Annotated in this window: 11 protein-coding genes; 6 read left to right on the top strand and 5 right to left on the bottom strand. The window is 72.2% G+C overall.

Translation table 11 applies throughout. From position 1 onward, the window contains the following. Nucleotides 1–509 precede the first annotated feature (509 nt). On the bottom strand, nucleotides 510–1,961 hold the full coding sequence (locus OO67_RS30695; RefSeq protein WP_033305062.1) for an LCP family protein: 1,452 nt from the start codon (nucleotides 1,959–1,961) through the stop codon (nucleotides 510–512). A gap of 186 nt (nucleotides 1,962–2,147) precedes the next feature. Then, the gene (locus OO67_RS30690) at nucleotides 2,148–2,900 is read right to left on the bottom strand and encodes a TIGR03089 family protein (protein WP_033305061.1); all 753 of its coding nucleotides are present in this window, start codon (nucleotides 2,898–2,900) and stop codon (nucleotides 2,148–2,150) included. A 139-nt stretch (nucleotides 2,901–3,039) separates the two neighbouring features. Here OO67_RS30690 and OO67_RS30685 point away from each other — a divergent pair, with 139 nt between their 5' ends. The 3 genes from OO67_RS30685 (at nucleotide 3,040) to OO67_RS30675 (ending at nucleotide 6,787) form a co-directional block, all read left to right on the top strand. After that, nucleotides 3,040–4,491, top strand: coding sequence for a peptidoglycan recognition protein family protein (locus tag OO67_RS30685; protein ID WP_033305060.1), 1,452 nt, complete (start codon nucleotides 3,040–3,042; stop codon nucleotides 4,489–4,491). Nucleotides 4,492–4,570: 79 nt separating this feature from the next. Then, on the top strand, nucleotides 4,571–5,662 hold the full coding sequence (gene manB / locus OO67_RS30680) for a mannose-1-phosphate guanylyltransferase (RefSeq protein WP_033305059.1): 1,092 nt from the start codon (nucleotides 4,571–4,573) through the stop codon (nucleotides 5,660–5,662). A 120-nt stretch (nucleotides 5,663–5,782) separates the two neighbouring features. Next, the gene (locus OO67_RS30675) at nucleotides 5,783–6,787 is read left to right on the top strand and encodes a DNA-3-methyladenine glycosylase family protein (protein ID WP_033305058.1); all 1,005 of its coding nucleotides are present in this window, start codon (nucleotides 5,783–5,785) and stop codon (nucleotides 6,785–6,787) included. A 94-nt stretch (nucleotides 6,788–6,881) separates the two neighbouring features. Here the strand turns inward: OO67_RS30675 and OO67_RS30670 are convergent, their stop codons facing one another. Continuing rightward, complete coding sequence (locus tag OO67_RS30670) at nucleotides 6,882–8,207, bottom strand: coenzyme F420-0:L-glutamate ligase (protein WP_033305057.1); 1,326 nt, start codon at nucleotides 8,205–8,207, stop codon at nucleotides 6,882–6,884. Next, a complete protein-coding gene (cofD, locus tag OO67_RS30665; protein WP_033305056.1) occupies nucleotides 8,204–9,160 on the bottom strand; it encodes a 2-phospho-L-lactate transferase in 957 nt (318 codons plus the stop codon). Before cofD ends, OO67_RS30670 begins: the two co-directional genes overlap by 4 nt. A 406-nt stretch (nucleotides 9,161–9,566) precedes the next feature. On the opposite strand from cofD, the gene OO67_RS30660 reads away from it, so the two are divergent. Continuing rightward, entirely contained in the window at nucleotides 9,567–9,974 is a 408-nt protein-coding gene (locus OO67_RS30660; protein ID WP_033305055.1) for a YciI family protein, read from the top strand. Between the two features lie 17 nt (nucleotides 9,975–9,991). Continuing rightward, nucleotides 9,992–11,215, top strand: a complete 1,224-nt coding sequence (locus OO67_RS30655; RefSeq protein WP_033305139.1) for an RNA polymerase sigma factor — start codon at nucleotides 9,992–9,994, stop codon at nucleotides 11,213–11,215. A gap of 103 nt (nucleotides 11,216–11,318) precedes the next feature. Here OO67_RS30655 and OO67_RS30650 read toward each other — a convergent pair whose 3' ends face one another. Continuing rightward, on the bottom strand, nucleotides 11,319–11,819 hold the full coding sequence (locus OO67_RS30650) for a cysteine dioxygenase (protein WP_033305054.1): 501 nt from the start codon (nucleotides 11,817–11,819) through the stop codon (nucleotides 11,319–11,321). Between the two features lie 650 nt (nucleotides 11,820–12,469). Here OO67_RS30650 and OO67_RS30645 point away from each other — a divergent pair. After that, on the top strand, nucleotides 12,470–12,733 hold the full coding sequence (locus OO67_RS30645; protein WP_018846780.1) for a WhiB family transcriptional regulator: 264 nt from the start codon (nucleotides 12,470–12,472) through the stop codon (nucleotides 12,731–12,733). Nucleotides 12,734–12,993: the final 260 nt, after the last annotated feature.

Raw genomic sequence — 12,993 nt, 5'->3', positions numbered from 1 at the left:
GTCACTTCGCGCATCCCGCCTTCTCGGCGCCGGCCTTCTGTCCGTCTTCCCGCGCCTTATGCGCGCGGCCGTTCCCGGCCGCGCAGCGGGCCCGCCACGCGTGTTCCTCGCCGTGGTGCGGCCGGGAATTCCCCCGGCGGCCGGGCCGGTCCGGTGCGCGGGGAACGCCGGTCGGCTCTTTTCCGGAGCGGTCCGGTCGCAATTCGTGATCGTCGGCGTGCGAGTCGCGGACCCACTGGTCGGCGGGACCGATTCCGTCCGCCCGCCCCCGGCCATGCGCGTCCACGGTTGCCTGTGTCCTCCGTCGGTGCCGGGCGAGGCGCCTCCCCCGGCAGGGCGCTCGGTCGTTCGCTCCGGATGTGCGCGGTCTCATGGCCGCGAGGACCGGATCGCGTCACACTATCCGGCGGATTCAGCCACGGGTGACGCGCGTGACACATTCCACGCTCCTTACAACCGGGCATTTCCCCTATTCCGCTCCGATTGCCGCTCATGGCCTGAGAATTGTTTTACGCGCCGCACGGGTCGTCCGCTGCATTCGACCCCGAATAGGTGGGGTCAGGGGTCGGACTCCCGTCCGTGGCGCCGGGCTCCCGGCCGGACGGGTCTTTCCCGGAACTGTGATCTGCCTGTGAATCCCCGGAATTGACGGTCTCGGCGGGAACCACGGCGACGGGCCGGTCCTTGCGCAACTGTGCGAACAGCCGGTCCGCGTCCGGCTGTACGAGCTCGTCGCGGTTCGGGTTGGCGTAGTAGGCCTTCCGGGGCACGGTCAGGAACTGCACCTTCTCGGTCGGCACGTTCCGCATCCCGCGCACCAGGTCGTACAGGTCCCTCAGGGAGTCGAGGTCCGGGTCCGTGGTGAGCGACTTGGTCGCCGCGTCCAGCACCGGGTACAGCCGAGTCGGGTTCAGCAGCACGCCGTTGCTCTGCATCTTGTTGACGAGGGCCCCGAGGAACTTCTGCTGACGGTCCATGCGCTCGGTGTCGCTGCCGTCGCCGATCGACTTACGGGCCCGCACGTATCCGAGGGCCTCCTCGCCGTCGAGCTTCTGGCGGCCCGCGGGGAGTTTGAGATGGGCGTCGGGGTCGTCGACCGGCGCCTGGAGGCACACCTCGACACCGTCGACCGCGTCGACCATGTCCTTGAAACCGTTGAAGTCGATGACCATGTGGTGGTCGACGCGAATGCCCGTCATCTTCTCGACCGTCCGGATCGTGCAGGCCGTGCCGCCGAGCTCGAAGGCCGAGTTGAACTGGGCGAACTGCTTGTTCGTGGCCTTGCCGTCAGCCGTGTGGCAGCTGGGGATCTCGGCCATCAGGTCGCGAGGGATCGACACCGCCGTCGCGCTCCCGCGGTCGGCCGCGAGGTGCAGCAGGATCGTGGTGTCCGAACGCTGACTGCCGCCGTCGTCACGTCCGTAGGCGCTGTTCTCGCCGGAACGGGTGTCGGAACCGATGAGCAGGATGTTCTGCGCGTTCCTGGCGATCGGGAGCGGGCGGTCCCTCTCGTACGCCTTGAGTTCGGCGGCGGCGCTCGTGTCGGTCGTGATGTTGCCGTCGAGCTTCTTGTAGAGCCACCAGCCCGCCCCGGCGGCGACCAGGACGAGGAACGAGGCGGCGAGCGCGGCCCAGCGGAGCCAGTGGCGCCCGCGCCCCTGGGGACCGAGCTGGGGCCGCGCGCCCCAGGTCCCGCTCCCGGCCCCGTCGCTCGCGCCCGGTCCGGGGTCCGGTCGGTTGTCGCTCGCGCCCGGTTCCGGTCCGCCGTCGCTCGCGTCCGGTCCGGGTTCCGGTCGGCCGTCCGCGGCCGCCGATGCCCGGGGAGCCTCGCCGGCGGCCCCGTCCTGCGGGGCCGCCTCGGACGCGTCCTGCGAACCGTCCGCCGGCCCGCCCCCGGCCGGATGGTCCGGGCGGTCCTGTTCGGCCGGGGTGCCGGGGCTGTCGCTCACGTCTGCGTCCATCCTTCACGTTCGGCGGCGCGATGGGCCGCCGGTCGCAGGAGTAGACGGCTGAACCTCACGCTTGGTTGTGCAATCAGGCAGCGTTCCCATCAGTGCTTCGTACCGCCTGATCATGTACCGCCGTCGGCGCCCGGTCCCGGGGGCTCGGCCCGCCATGGGCCGGACGGGTGGCCTTCGGAGCGCTTGTCATACCGCGGTGCCGGTGATCCGTTCGCTGTCGACGCGCTTGGCGAGTCCCTCCTCGTCCAGCCGGTCCAGGTGACGGCACAGGACGACGGAGCCCCCCGCGGCCAGCGGAGCGAAGAGCCCGGCGGACAGCCCCTCCCAGGTGTCGTACGTACGGCCCGTCAGCAGCCTGGACCCCGGGCCGAGCCCCATCTCCGCCGCGTCCTCGCGGGCCCGCGCGACCAGCTGGTCCGCCGTCAGACGGACGTCGCCCACGACCAGCGCCGGGGCCGCCGGGTCCACCGGCGCGTACGGGGCGAAGCGGTCGCCCTGGCCCGGCACCTCCACGGCGTAGTCCGCGAACCCCTCGGGAGGCTGCGGGAACCGGCCGCCCAGCGGTCGCAGGGCCAGCGCGACCCGCTCACCGCGGCAGGCGCGGGCCCGGTCGAGCGTGTCCGGACCGCTGACGGTCAGATCGGCGGAAGCCGGGTCGCCCTGGACCTCGGCGACGACGCCCACCGACGAGCAGGCCAGCAGCCAGACGGCCGACTGCCAGTGGGCGGGGAGCAGCAGAGCGAGCCGGTCGCCCGGCTCGGCGGCCAGGTCGCCCTGGAGCAGATTGGCGGTCTTGGCCACCCAATTGGCGAAGGTGGCCACCGACAGTTCGACGCGCTCTCCGGTTGCGTCGTCGTAGAAGGTGACGAGGGGACGGGCGGGGTCCGCGGCGAGCGCGGATCGCAGCAGGTCGGCGGGGGTGCGATCACTGGCGTTCATCCGCGCAAGGGTACGTGGCGGGCGCCGGCCCGGCAGGGCGTGACGGGTGTCTCGTACACCGGTCGGCAGACGGAGCGTCAACTGGAGGCGGTGTTACTCCAGTAGCCGGGAATGCCGGGCTATGTCAAGGATTTCCTGTATGCGTGCACTTCTTGCAACCTCGATCGGCGTCACCTGCGCGACGGCACTCACCCTCCCGCTCGCCGCGCCCGCATCCGCCGCCCCCGCCCAGGCCCCGGTCGCGCAGGCGCCCGTGGCAACCCCCGTCGAACCCGCCGGCTCGACCCAGTCACTGCCCCTGCGGCCGCTCACCGACGCGGCACCCAGGGCCACCGGTGAACCCACCGGGCCCATGAACCCGGAGACCGTGCGAGGACTGCTCCGGCGCGACTCGCACCGCTTCTCCCTCGTCGGCGTGGTCTGGGACGACGCCGACGCCGAGCTGCACGGTACCGTCCAGGTCCGCACCCGCGCGACCGGCACCACCTCGTGGTCCGGCTGGCAGTCACTCGAGACCCACAACGCCGACCACGCCGCCGACTCCGGCAGCCCCGAGCGCGAGTCGGGCACCGTGCGCGGCTCCACCGCCCCCCTCTGGGTCGGCGATTCGGACGGCGTCGAGGTACGCGTGCGCTCCGAGAACGCCGGACCGCGAAGCGGCTCCGCCGGCACCGCGCCCCTTCCCGCCGGCCTCCAGGTGGAACTCGTCGACCCGGGTGACGACCCGGAGCAGCCACGTGCCGAGGGCACCCCGGCCCCCGGTACGCCGTCCGCGGTCACCGCCGTCACCCCGTCGGCCGGAACCGCCACGCCGGTCACGGCGGCCCAGCCCGGCGCCCTCCCGGAGACCGCGGGCCTCACCATGGCCGCGGCGGAGAGCTCCGCGGTCAACGCCGACCTCGCCCCGCTGGGCGCCTCAGAGATCACCGCCCTGAGCAAGGCCGAGTCGGAGGAGCAGGCGGTCGTCGGAGCGGGCGCCAAACCGTTCATCGGCCCGCGCCCCGGCATCGTGACCCGCAAGGGCTGGGGTGCCGACGAGAGCCTGCGCGAGCGCGACTTCGCCTACACCTCGACGGTCAAGGCGGCCTTCGTCCACCACAGCGCCACCGGCAACAACTACACCTGCGCCCAGGCGCCCTCCGTCCTGCGCAGCATCTACCGCTACCACGTCAAGAGCAGCGGCTGGCGCGACTTCGGCTACAACTTCGCCGTCGACAAGTGCGGAAAGATCTACGAAGGCCGCGCCGGGGGCGTGTCGAAGGCGGTGCTCGGGGCCCACACCCTCGGTTTCAACACGAACAGCATGGGCATCGCGGTACTCGGGACGTACAGCTCGAAGAACCCGCCCGCCGCCGCGGTCACCGCGGTCGCCAAGCTCACCGCCTGGAAACTCGGTCTGTTCGGCCGTAACCCCAAGGGGAAGATCACGCTCGTCTCCGGCGGCAGCGGCAAGTACAAGAAGGGTGCGAAGGCCACACTCCACGTCATCTCGGGACACCGCGACGGGTTCGCAACCGAATGCCCCGGAATCCGTCTCTACAAGAAGCTCGGCACGGCCCGGACCAGTTCGGCGAAGCTGCAGGGCCGCTGACCGGGAGGGCTCCGACCGGTCTGCATACACTGGCCAGCCATAACGAGGCCCGGCCCCAGCAGGAAGCAGAGACGGTGCTGTGACAGAGGCAAAAGAAGCGATCCTCCTGGTCGGTGGCAAGGGCACCCGGCTGCGTCCGCTCACGGTGCACACCCCCAAGCCGATGGTCCCGGCGGCGGGGGTGCCGTTCCTCACGCACCAGCTGGCGCGTGCCAGGGCGGCCGGGGTGGAGCACATCGTGCTCGCGACGTCCTACCTGGCGGAGGTATTCGAACCGTACTTCGGTGACGGCTCGTCGCTCGGCCTCTCGATCGAGTACGTCACCGAGGACGAGCCCCTCGGTACCGGCGGAGCCATCCGGAACGTGGCGTCGCGGCTGGCCTCGGGCCCGGACGAACCCGTCATCGTGTTCAACGGGGACATCCTCACGGGCCTCGACATCCGGGCCCTGGTCGCGGCGCACGCCACCTCGGGGGCGGACGTGTCCCTGCACCTCACCAGGGTGGAGGACCCGCGCGCCTTCGGTCTCGTACCGACGGACGGCACGGGCAGGGTGACGGCCTTCCTGGAGAAGCCGCAGACACCCGAGGAGATAGTCACCGACCAGATCAACGCGGGGGCGTACGTCTTCCGCCGCTCGGTCATCGACACGATCCCGGCCGGCCGGCCGGTGTCCGTGGAGCGCGAGACCTTCCCCGGTCTGCTGGCCGCCGGCGCCCACCTCCAGGGCATGGTGGACTCCACGTACTGGCTGGACCTCGGCACCCCGCAGGCGTTCGTACGCGGATCGGCCGACCTGGTCCTCGGCCGCGCCCCGTCCCCGGCGGTTCCCGGCCGCTGCGGCGACCGGCTCGTCCTGCCCACCGCATCCGTGGCGGCCGACGCCAAGCTCACCGGCGGCACGGTCATCGGCGACGGCGCGCTGATCGGCGAGGGCGCCAGGATCGCCGGCTCCACCGTGCTGGACGGCGCCGTGGTCGAACCGGGCGCGGTGATCACCGACTCGCTGGTGGGAGCCGGTGCGCGGATCGGCAGCCGTTCGGTCCTCGTGGGCGCGGTGATCGGCGACGGGGCCCGGGTCGGCGCGGACAACGAACTGCGTGACGGAATCCGGGTCTGGTGCGGCGCGGTCCTCCCGGACGCCTCGGTCCGCTTCTCGTCCGACCAGTGAACGGTCCTTCTCCCAGGTGAACGGCCGCATCCGACCGGTGCGCGGTCTCCTCCGGCCGGAGAACGGTCCGGGTCGGCCTTACCCTCGATAGGCACCCCCCGACGACCGAGGACCTCACCCGTGGCAGGACGCTTCGTACCCCGCACCGCCGCCGTGCCCCGGCAGGAGCCGGTGCCCGGCTCCGGGTGCGCGTCCGTCCCGCCACGGACCAGGACCTGGACACCGCCGTGGCCGCTCGACCTGCGGCTGGTCCTGAGCCCGCTACGGCGCGGCCCGGCGGACCCCGCCTACCGGGCGCTGCCCGACGGGACCTTCTGGCGGGCGACCCGCACCCCGGCCGGCCCCGGCACCCTGCGCGTCTCGGCGTCCCGCGACGGCCGGATCTCGGCGGCGGCCTGGGGGCCCGGCGCGCAGTGGCTGCTGGACGGGCTGCCGACGCTGCTCGGCGCGGACGACGCCCCGGACGCCTTCCGCCCGCGCCACCGGCTGGTCGCCCTGACCCAGCACCGCCGGCCCGGCCTGCGCCTGCTGCGCACCGGGCTGGTCATGGAGTCCCTGATCCCCTCGATCCTGGAACAGAAGGTCACCACCGACGAGGCCTACCGCGCCTGGCGGCTGCTGCTGCGCACCTACGGGACCCCCGCCCCCGGACCCGCCGACGCGGCCTTCGGCACGTACGGCCTGTACGTCATGCCGGACGCCAGGACCTGGTCGCTCATCCCGTCGTGGGAGTGGCACCGCGCGGGCGTGGACGCCAAACGCTCCGCCACGATCCTGCGCGCGGTCCGGGTGGCCCGGCGCATGGAGGAGGCGGCCGCCATGGAACTTCCCGAGGCGATGGCCCGGCTGGAGCTGATCCCGGGCATCGGCCCGTGGACCGCGGCGGAGACCTTGCAGCGCTCGAACGGCGCGGCCGACGCGGTGACGGTCGGCGACCTCCACCTGCCCGGCATCGTGGGCCACGCGCTCGCGGGCGACAGGAACGCCGACGACGAGGAGATGCTGAGGCTCCTCGCCCCCTACGAGGGCCAGCGCCACCGGGCGACCCGTCTGATCACGCTCTCCGGCCACACCCCGGCCCGCCGGGCACCCCGGATGCAGCCGCGCGACATCGCCCGGCTGTAGCCCGTGGCCCTCAGCGCACGGCTCAGCGCACGGTTCTGCGCAAGGTTCTGCGCAAGGTTCTGCGCAAGGCTCAGCGCAAGGTTCTGCGCACGGCTCAGCGCACGGTGATGAACGCCCCCGCGTCCCGGGCGGCCCGCACCGGCGGTGCCACCCTCGGGTGCCCCACGGCGACCGCGCCCAGCGGATCCCAGGAGTCCGGCAGGTCCAGCACCTCACGCACCACGGACCGGCAGAACATCGTCGAGGAAACCCACGCCGAGCCGAGCCGCTCACCCGCGAGCGCCACCAGGAAGTTCTGCACGCCCGCGCCGGCAGCGACCACGAACATCTCGCGTTCCGCGGCGTCCCGGCGCTCGTCCCCGTAGGTGTGCGAGCCGTCCATCACGAGGCACGGCACCGCCAGATACGGCGCGTTGCGCAGGACGTCCCCCCGCCGCACCCGCTTGGCCACCGACTCCTCGCTGCGCCCGTCCCGGCGCAGATCCGCGATCCACGCGTCCCGCATGGCGTCCAGCAGCCGGGTCCGCGCGTCCGCCGACTCCAGCAGGACGAACCGCCACGGCGTGGTGTGGTGGGGCGCGGGAGCAGTCACCGCCGCCGCCACCGCACGCCGTACGGCCCCGGGGTCGACCGGCTCGTCGGTGAACTCCCGCACCGTGCGCCGGAGGTTCAGCGCCTCCCGCACCGCCTCGGACGTACCCAGCCGGAACATGTCGTCGGCCGCGACCCGCACCATCGCCCGGGCGCCCTCGTCGGCCGTGCCGGGGCCCGCGACCACGTGCGGGAGCCCGCGCACGACCGCGACCGGCAGTCCGGCTGCCTTGCCCTTCACCAGATCACCGGCCGAGGCCAGCTCGTCGGCCGTGGCCACGACCGTGGCGCTCAGCGGATTGCCGTACCCGTCGGTGCCGCCCCGGAGGTCGTCGAGGACCCTGACCCCCGCCGCTCCGATCGCCACGTCCGTCAGGCCGTTGCGCCAGGGGCGGCCGAAGGTGTCCGTGACGACGACTCCGACCTCGACGCCGAGGGCGTCCCGCAGCCCGTCCCGGATCGTCCGGGCCGACGCGTCCGGGTCCTCGGGCAGCAGCAGGACCGTCCCGGCCGGGGTGTTCGAGGCGTCGACCCCGGCGGCGGCCATGACGAGCCCCTGCCGGTTCTCCACGATCCTGAGCGTCCCGCGCCGGGCGACCACCCGGACGGTCTCGGCGTCGATCGCCGCCTCCCGGTCCGTCGCCTCGACGATGCGGCCCTCGGCCTTGGAGACGACCTTCGAGGTGACCAGCAGGACATCACCGTCCACCAGTCCCGGCTCCGTGGCGGCGATCAGCTTCGCGAGGTCGTCGCCCTCGCGCACCTCCGGCATCCCGGGCAGGGCCCACACGCGGTACGAGGGAGCCCCGCCGTCCGGTCCGCCGCTCATGCCCGTACCTCCTCGGCCAGCGCCAGGGCCTGCCGGGCCATCTCGGCGGTGGCGTCCACGTCCGTCATCATCAGCGGGACGGCCCGGCAGCGGATCCCCGCCGCCTCGACCTCCTCGACCACTCCCGCGTCCACGCTGTCGACGAGCCAGCCGTCGAGCAGTCCCGAACCGTAGTGCCGGGCGACGGCCGCGGCGGTGGACTCGACGCCCACCGCGGCCAGCACCTTGTCGGCCATGCCCCGCACGGGCGCGTCGCCGACGATGGGGGAGAGCCCGACCACGGGCACCCCGGCCTCGGCGATCGCCTCCCGGATACCGGGCACGGCGAGGATGGTGCCCACGGACACGACCGGGTTGGACGGCGGGAAGACGATGACGTCGGACTCGGCGATGGCCTCCAGGACGCCCGGCGCGGGCTTGGCCTGCTCCGCGCCGACCGGCACGACGGCCTGCGCGGGCACGGAGGCGCGCAGTTTCACCCAGTACTCCTGGAAGTGGACGGCCTTGCTCTCGCCGTCGACGTCCACCGCCACGTGCGTCTCGACGCGGTCGTCGGACATCGGGATCAGCCGGACCCCCGGCTTCCAGCGCGCACACAGCGCCTCGGTGACCGCACTCAGCGGATAGCCCGCGCCGAGCATCTGCGTACGGACGATGTGGGTCGCGAAGTCACGGTCGCCGAGGCCGAACCACTCGGGCCCCACGCCGTACGCCGCGAGCTCGTCCTTGACCCGGAAGCTCTCGTCGGTACGCCCCCAGCCCTGCTCCTCGTCGATGCCACCGCCGAGGGTGTACATCACGGTGTCGAGGTCGGGGCAGACCTTCAGCCCGAACAGATGGATGTCGTCGCCGGTGTTGCCGATCACCGTGATGTCCGCGTCGGGCGCGGCCTGTTTGAGGCCACGCAGGAAACGAGCACCACCGATACCGCCGGCCAGAACCACAATGCGCATGCACAACAGTCTGTCAGGCGGAGCCTGGTCCTTGTGGGGGTGGTGGCGGGCGACGGGTGGGGCTGTCAGGCGGAGCCTGGTCCTTGTGGGCGCTGATCGGCCCGGCACGGTGGGCGGCTGCTCCTGGTGCCGGCCGTCGGACGCGGAAGGACCCGCGCTCCTGTCCACCGGCGGACACCCCCCGCCGCATGATTCAGTGGTCCGGTCGGTGCCGGTCTCCCGAACTCGCGCCACGCGCCACGCTCTGGATCCGGGCACCGCGAGACGGCTCACCCGCGAACGGCTCACCCGGGCACGTCCACGAAAGCCCGGAAGAAAAAGCGGACGGCGATGTCGAGAACCCGTGACTGGCTCCGTCCCCGCAGTGAAGCGACCACAGCGGGTCGCACCGGCGTGGAGGAACACGATGGCCAAGTACCTGATGCTCAAGCACTACCGCGGCGCCCCGGCTCCGGCCAACGACGTGCCGATGGACCAGTGGACGCCGGAGGAGATCTCGGCCCACGTGCAGTACATGAACGACTTCGCGGCCCGGCTGGAGAAGACCGGCGAGTTCGTCGACGGTCAGGCGCTCGCACCCGAGGGAGCATGGGTCCGCTACGACGGTGAGGGGCGCCCGCCGGTCACCGACGGTCCGTTCGCGGAGACCAAGGACCTCGTCGCCGGCTGGATGATCATCGACGTGGACAACTACGAGCGTGCCGTCGAGCTGGCCGGAGAGCTGTCGGCCGCCCCCGGTGCGGGCGGGAAGCCGATCCACGAGTGGCTGGAGCTGCGCCCGTTCCTGACCGCCCCGCCCACCATCACGGAGTGACCTCTCAGATGACCCGGATGGACGAGGCCGCGCTGAGGAGCCTCACACCAGGTGTGCTCGCGATTCTCGTCCGCCGCGGAGCCGACTTCGCGGCGGCCGAGGACGCCGTGCAGGAGGCACTGCTCCAGGCGGTCCGCGTCTGGCCGGCCGGCCCTTCCCCGAGCTCCCGGCCCCGCCCGGGCGGGGGAGACCCCCTTCGGGATGCGAAGGGCTGGCTGGTCACCGTGGCCTGGCACCGGTTCCTCGACGCGACCCGGGCGGACACCGCCCGCCGCCGCCGTGAGGACCTCGTCGACGAGGAACCGGCACCGGGGCCCGTGCCCGCGGTGGACGACACGCTCCAGCTCTACTTCCTGTGCGCCCACCCGTCACTGACCCCGGCGTCCGCCGTCGCGCTCACTCTGCGAGCCGTCGGCGGGCTGACCACCCGCCAGATCGCCCAGGCCTACCTGGTGCCCGAGGCGACCATGGCGCAGCGCATCAGCCGGGCCAAGCGCACCGTCTCCGACGTGCGGTTCGACCGGCCGGGTGATGTGTCCACCGTGCTGCGCGTCCTCTATCTGGTCTTCAACGAGGGCTACTCCGGCGATGTCGACCTCGCCGCCGAGGCCATCCGGCTCACCCGGCAGCTCGCGGCCGCGATCGACCACCCCGAGGTGGCCGGGTTGCTCGCCCTCATGCTGCTCCACCACGCCCGGCGTGCTGCCCGTACCGCGCCCGACGGCAGCCTGGTGCCGCTCGCCGAGCAGGACCGCCGCCGGTGGGACACCGGGGCGATCGCCGAGGGCGTCGAAATCCTGCAGGCGGCCCTCGCCCGCGACCGGCTGGGCGAATTCCAGGCCCAGGCCGCCATCGCGGCTCTCCACGCCGACGCGCCCACCGCCGAGGAGACCGACTGGGTGCAGATCGTCGAGTGGTACGACGAGCTCACGCGCCTGACCGACAGCCCGGTCGTCCGGCTCAACCGCGCGGTCGCCGTCGGAGAGGCCCACGGACCGCGCGCCGGTCTGGCGGCGCTCGCGGCGCTGGACGCCGCTTCCCCGAGCTCCGGGCTGCGATCGAGCAGGGGACACCCCGTCCCCCGCCACGCCGCGGTGGCGGCGTACCTCCACGAGCGCGACGGCGACCTGGCGACGGCGGCGCGGCTTTATGCCGAGGCGGCCCACCAGGCACCCAACCTCGCCGAGCGCGACCACCTGACGCGCCAGGCCGCCCGGCTCAACGCTCGCCGACGCCGCTGACGGACCGCGCCAGGCCCGGTCGGCACACCGCGGGGGCGTGATGCCCCGTGCAGGAGGAGAGGCCCGCCCACCCCGCGCCCGGGCGCGGGGTGGTGGCGGCCCGTCAGGCCGGTACGGCGTTCTCGGCGGCCGGAGCGCATCGTGCCGAATGCATCGGCATGTCGGTCAGGCCCGGGAAGTAGATGTGCAGGCTGACGGAGGGTTCCAGCGAGTCGTTGACGACCTCGTGGACGTATCCCGGGGCGAAGACACGTTGTGCGCCCGAGCCCAGTGCCTGTGTCCCGCGCGCCGTGTGTTCGGTCAGCTCGCCGTCCAGGACCGTGAGCACCCCGGACGAGAGGCCGTGGTCGTGGCGTCCGCTGCCCTGGCCGGGCACCCAGCTCAGCAGCCACACCTCGTATCCGGGACCTTGCTGCAGCCGGTGGTACCACCGGGTGGTGGTGTCGTACCGGACGAGCGGAGCCCACCGGGCGCGGTCGGCGGCGATGGAGCGGGCGAGGCCGACGAACCCGGCCACGGTGGAGGGGTGAGGGCTGGCCGGCTGGAGAAGGTGCTGGACATCAAGGATGTCGCCGGCGATCGAGAGGTCGCTGTCGCTGTTCATGGGTGCGGTGGTTCCTCGGCATGGGATGCGCGTGCGGGGGGTGTCGCAGAGACCGGAATGCGGTGAAGCGAAGCTGGATCAGAGCTGGAGCGCTACGGCTTCAACAGCTGTGACAGCTGGAACAGCAACAGCGGGCCTGGACAGCGGTACGGAACCCACGGGCGTGGGTCGTGTACATCGCTGAGGTCGCCTGCATGGAGTCAAGGAGACCGGCTGAATCCGCCCTCTGTCAACTCAATGCCCGAATTGGCGGCAATGTTTCACCACATCCGGTTGTCGAGGGTGGAGAAAGGTTTTGGCACCCCCAAGGCAGGCAACACGGCGCATGAACCGCGTCCGTGGACGCGGCTGACGCCTCGTGACCTCGCTGTGATCTTGGTCGCTCCGGTGATCAAATCGAAACATCGAGGCGGCCCCACCCGTCTCACTCGGTGAGAAGCGATGTCGGGCGACGCCGGTGGCATATGTCAGGTTTTTGGTGATTTGAACACTTTCCGCATAGGCTTGGTCCCGCAGAGTGAATACCGAGGCCAATAGCAGATCCTCGCTTGACTGGCCCGAAGCTACACACTTGTAATTTCACTCGTGTCGTTCGGCCGCATCGATAACGGCCGCATCACGGGGACGCAAGAGACGGACGAGGGGCGCACATGACCGAGCTGTTCCAGCAACTGCTGGTCGAGGACGCGGACGAGGAGCTCGGCTGGCAGGAGCGCGCGCTGTGCGCCCAGACCGACCCCGAGTCCTTCTTTCCGGAGAAGGGCGGCTCCACGCGCGAGGCCAAGAAGGTCTGTCTCGCCTGCGAAGTCCGTTCCGAATGCCTGGAGTACGCCCTCAACAACGACGAACGCTTCGGGATCTGGGGCGGCCTCTCCGAGCGTGAGCGGCGGCGCCTGAAGAAGGCGGCCGTCTGACGCGGCGCACCCGCGCCGGACCCGCGATGGCCTGGGGGCCACACCCTGTACGCAGGGTGTGGCCCCCAGGTCATCGGCATGTCCGGCCATCTCCGGTATGTCCGGCCGCCCCCCGTTCCTGCCGGTCACCCGTTCGGCGCGGGGCGGACATCCGTACCGTTAGTGTGGGGCCCCGTCCGAGAGACGCGCCAACGCCCCGCCGCGGCGCGCGTGTACACCGATGCAGCCCCCGGGGGGACCCCCTCCGGACCCGGCCGGAG

Origin of the sequence: Streptomyces atroolivaceus (assembly GCF_000717025.1) — a bacterium.
GTDB classification, from domain to species: Bacteria; Actinomycetota; Actinomycetes; order Streptomycetales; family Streptomycetaceae; genus Streptomyces; species Streptomyces atroolivaceus.
The sequence above is the reverse complement of the archived record's forward strand: the minus strand, read 5'-3'. Positions and strand labels throughout refer to the sequence as shown.